At 57.6% G+C, this 3,536-nt stretch carries 4 protein-coding genes; 2 read left to right on the top strand and 2 right to left on the bottom strand.

Annotated features, from left to right (window positions below; all coding sequences use genetic code 11):
- Window positions 1-197: hypothetical protein (locus HMPREF7215_RS13805; RefSeq protein WP_040550582.1), on the top strand; the 197-nt coding region annotated here is incomplete at its 5' end.
- Window positions 190-2,775 carry a phage tail tape measure protein gene (locus HMPREF7215_RS12365; protein WP_009164661.1) on the top strand — a complete coding sequence of 862 codons (2,586 nt, stop codon included), beginning with the start codon at window positions 190-192 and terminating at the stop codon, window positions 2,773-2,775. The genes HMPREF7215_RS13805 and HMPREF7215_RS12365, both read left to right, overlap by 8 nt.
- 129 nt (window positions 2,776-2,904) lie before the next feature.
- Here HMPREF7215_RS12365 and HMPREF7215_RS05275 read toward each other — a convergent pair whose 3' ends face one another.
- Complete coding sequence (locus HMPREF7215_RS05275; protein ID WP_120373135.1) at window positions 2,905-3,168, bottom strand: type II toxin-antitoxin system RelB/DinJ family antitoxin; 264 nt, start codon at window positions 3,166-3,168, stop codon at window positions 2,905-2,907.
- A 75-nt stretch (window positions 3,169-3,243) separates the two neighbouring features.
- The coding region (locus HMPREF7215_RS05270; RefSeq protein ID WP_009164659.1) for a Fic family protein at window positions 3,244-3,536 on the bottom strand (293 nt) is incomplete at its 5' end.

Here is a 3,536-nt window from a genome sequence, read left to right as displayed (position 1 = left end):
AGGCGCGTTCCCCGGCTGACAGGATCGTCGTACTGGAGCCTGACGATCAGGTTCCTTCCCCCGGCCCGTTGCAAGGGCGGGAGTTCATCCGGAGGGTCAACCACGCCCCGACCGACGACGACATGGCCATAGTCCACGGCGCGATGCTGGAGGCGTGGGAGCACATTCAAGAGGTAGGAGGAATACGGCATGACTGAGGCAACTGCGAAACTGCGGGTTGTGATCGAGTCGGTAGATTTTGAACAGGGAACGCGGGTTGTAAAGCGGAACCTCGACGAAATCGCGTCTCGTGCGAACAGCGCCATGAGCGCGCTGGACAGGATCAACAAGTCGCTGAACATATTAAAGACTGTGGCGGGAGCGTATTTGAGCTTCCGCGGGATAAAGTCGATGGTCGATCAGCTTATCGACGCTTCGAAGTCGCTCGAGGATTACCGGATGACGATGCGCGCCGTCATTCACGACGCCGGGGAGGCAGACGAGGCGTTCGAGAGGATAAAGAAGTGGGCGGCGCAAAACCCCGTCGATACGGACGAGGCGATCAAAGCCTTCACCATGCTCAACTCCGCGGCTCTCGGCACGGTCGATGACGTGGAGAGGGCGACGAAAAGCCTGGGCAATCTGGCCGCCGTCGCCCATACCAGCATCGATCACGCCGCTTCGGCCCTGATCATGGCAAACAACCGCTCGCTGCGCCCCTTCGGCATCCAGATAGAGAATCTGGGAGATCAGGTGATCGTCAAGTCGGGAGAGGTGCGCGTCAAGGTCGGGAAAGACCTGGAATCGATCCGTAAAGGCATCGTCGAACTGATCGACGCGCGTTATCCGAACGCCATGTCGATCTTCGGCGACACGTATAGCGTACTGTGGAAAACGCTGGGCGGCATGAAGACGGAGCTTTTTTCCGACATGATGGGCTATGCTGCGGCGGACGGTCCGTTTCAGAAGCTGAAGGATACCCTGATCGAGACGCGCGACACGTGGCAGGATTGGGTGAAAAGCGACGACTACAAAGTGTTCATTAAGGACTTCCGGAAAAGCGCCACAGACGCTTTCGGCGACGTGAAGGACATTGTTCAGGCGCTTACCAAGCTGACGCGCACGCTCGCGACGAACATCGACAAAGTGGTTTCGGCACTGAAAGGCCTGGCCGCCTTCAAGCTGACCAAAGGCATGCTCTTGCTGCTTGGTATGACCAATCCCGCCGCTATGGCCGTGGCTATCGGCGCGGGACTGATCGCCTATGGCAGCGACCAGTCGCCAGCCACGGCGGCGCAGGACTATGAGAGATTGCTGCGAGAGAGCATCAAGAACATAAAGACGGTTATCGAGCAGAACAAGATCGAGATTGACGCGAACAGCGGCATTTTCGGCAATCTTTCTCTCGCGGAGCAGCTGAAAAAAGAGAACGAAGGACTGGATTTCCAGCTGCGTGAATACTATCGGCTGCTGGACAAGGCGCAGGCCCCCCTTGCCGCTCTTGGGAAGCTTTCCGATCCGATCCCCAAAGATCCGGACGAAGACAATAAAAAACTGAGGCGTAGAGGTACGCTGGACATCCTCAAGGATCAGCTTGCCGGCTACCGGAACCGCGTCAAATACCTGGGGGAAGACGCCGCTTCGTTCTTGCCGCTCCTCGACAAGATGCAGGCGAAGCTTCCTCTGCTCTCCGACGGTTGGATCATGGTTCAGGATGCGATCGACGACTTTACCAAGCAGGGCAAGGCCAGAATAAAGGAGTTGTCCGACTTCGAGGAGAACCAGCTGCAACTTGCCGTCAGTCATGAGGACTGGCGTTACAGTGTCGGCCTGACCAGCGCGGAAGACTATTTTAAGCAGCTCGTCGCGCGTTATGCGGAAACGCAGAAAGAACTTCGCAATCTGGGGCCGTTGCCCACTTTGCCCGGAGAAGAGGCAAATATTTACTTCGACAAGTTCGGCAACCTGCAATCGCGAAGACAAAAGGAATACAGCGGACTTCAGGGAATGGCGGAGTTTCAGGCAGAAGAGCTGCTACGGCAGATCGACGAAGGTTCGATGTCGTGGAGCAGAGCACGGCAAGCCGTCAGCGGGTACGTGCGGGCTCTGAAAGACGCCGGGATCGAGGGCGGCGACGCGCTGAAGACAATCACCGACAAATGCGCCGAAGCCGATAAGCAGATGGAGATCCTGAGACAGTCGACGGTCGGCTGGATACACGATTTCCAGTCCGGCTTTGTGGACGCGATCGTCGAAGGAGAAAGATTCGGCGACGTGCTGTCCCACATCGGTAAGCAGATCGAGAAGATGGCGCTCAATCTCGCACTGTTCGGCAGCAACGGCACGGGCGGGCTTTTCGGCGGCGTGTTCGACAGCATTTTGAAAGTCTTCAGCCCCAAAGTGCCGGGCATTTCCGCGCCTATCCCCGGATTTGACAGGGACGGCCTTTTCGCTCGCGGCGGCGCATTCATCGACGGTATCATCCCCTTCGCGGATGGCGGTATTGTATCGTCTCCGACGCTGTTCCGCTTTGCTCATGGAACGGCAATGGGACTTATGGGCGAAGCGGGCCCCGAAGCGATCATGCCGCTGCGGCGCACTCCGGGCGGCGATCTCGGCGTTATCGCACAGGGAACGAAGGGCGGCGTCGTCGTGAACAACAACATTTCCGTGACGACCGAAGGGGGCTCCGGCGACGAGGAAGAGACCCGCAAGACCGCCAAGCTCATCAGCGATATGGTCGAGGAGAAAACGATCCGTACGATCTATGAGCTGAAGCGCAGCAATATGCTGTAGGCAAGGGCCGCCAACGGACAACAACAAAGCCGCTTCTCAGATCGAGAGGCGGCTTGCCCTGGCAAATTAGTTCAGGAAATTTACGATATTCAACTGAATGGATTTTTTGTTTTTTGGAAAACGGTTCGTTTAATGGATCGCATCAAGTTCGGCCTTCAGCTGGTCGAGCGTCACTTCTTCGAGTCTTCCGGCTTCCGCGTCGGCCATGGCCTGAAGCGTTTCGGCGCTGAGGCGCGGCTGGAAGGGAAGACCGCCTTCATCGACGATCTGGCGAAAGAACAGCCGCACGGCGTCGCTCGTACTGAGGCCAAGCTCGGAAAGGATCTGCTGAGCGTCGTGCTTGATCTGCTGCGGCATGCGGACGTTGACGACGGTTGTATTCTCCGCGTTCATCTTCATCACCTCTGAAAACATTGTAGTGCAAGATGAATTACACGTCAAGAAGCCGTCTGCTCTTTCCCTTCGCGGTCAATCCAGTACCTTCAAATACTCCAGCAAACGGGCCTCGAGGCACTCCTTAACCAGACCGGTCATCGGCGCGGAATCGCCGTCTCTGTAGTAGGAATCAAAGGCGGCGTAATAGCGGCGGCGATCGCTGTATTTCACGTTGACGGGCGGAAAGCCCGCCTGCATGAGCATGAAGTTCAGCAGCAGCCGCCCCGTGCGCCCGTTGCCGTCGATGAAGGGATGGATGCCCTCGAAGCGGAGATGGAACAATGCCGCCGCCTCGACCGCGTTCTTGTCCGTGGCGGCGAAGTCTC

The sequence above is a fragment of the Pyramidobacter piscolens W5455 genome (genome assembly GCF_000177335.1).
In the GTDB taxonomy this organism is placed as follows: domain Bacteria; phylum Synergistota; class Synergistia; order Synergistales; family Dethiosulfovibrionaceae; genus Pyramidobacter; species Pyramidobacter piscolens.
This window is presented reverse-complemented; position numbering and strand designations above follow the sequence as displayed.

Bases quoted from the DNA above. Each gene is read 5' to 3' on its own strand.
- HMPREF7215_RS12365 (WP_009164661.1), top strand. From the start codon at position 190: ATGACTGAGGCAACTGCGAAACTGCGGGTTGTGATCGAGTCGGTAGAT.
- HMPREF7215_RS05275 (WP_120373135.1), bottom strand. From the start codon at position 3,168: ATGAACGCGGAGAATACAACCGTCGTCAACGTCCGCATGCCGCAGCAG.